Source organism: Shewanella saliphila, from assembly GCF_014648295.1.
In the GTDB taxonomy this organism is placed as follows: domain Bacteria; phylum Pseudomonadota; class Gammaproteobacteria; order Enterobacterales; family Shewanellaceae; genus Shewanella; species Shewanella saliphila.
This window is the reverse complement of sequence record NZ_BMQV01000119.1, coordinates 1-546: the sequence shown is the minus strand read 5'-3', so window position 1 is coordinate 546 and position 546 is coordinate 1. Positions and strand designations below refer to the sequence as shown.

Here is a 546-nt window from a genome sequence, read left to right as displayed (position 1 = left end):
CTTATTTGCAAATTGATAGATTTCTAATTCCATGAAATTAAATTGATAACACCATTCCCCATATATTTAAAAGTGATTGTCACTATTCCACCTGAGTTATTCATATTTAATAAAGACTCACACAACGCTGTATCTTCACACTCAAATGATTGACTTAAAAAAAAGTACTCACCATCATTCATATGAATTGTTGAGTCAAGAAGTTCAACATTATCAATGACGTACTCCACACCCAATTCATCTTCAACCGATGAGTTGATACTAACCAATGAATACTGTTTACTTGAAGCGTCCGCAGAAGGTGAGCCATCCTCATTGACTTCGACTGTAAGCTCATAAGTATACCCCCACATATAAGTAAAGCCTTCAATTTCGTCATAAAAGAGCTTGCCATCAGCCAAAACGCAAAGCATTTGATTTACACCTGTGCACGGTTGCATATAAGAAGCTATGGAGGTTGACTGTTCATATGATGAAGCGTCTTTTTCGTCTGAATTGTTACAAGCTGACGCGAACATAAGGCAAACAAAAAACAAAAATGAAAAT

Annotated in this window: 1 protein-coding gene; it reads right to left on the bottom strand. The window is 35.7% G+C overall.

Features of this window, described 5'->3' with window-relative positions:
- Nucleotides 1-23: 23 nt before the first annotated feature.
- Nucleotides 24-546: DUF4377 domain-containing protein (locus IEY48_RS20345; protein WP_229786618.1), on the bottom strand; the 523-nt coding region annotated here is incomplete at its 5' end.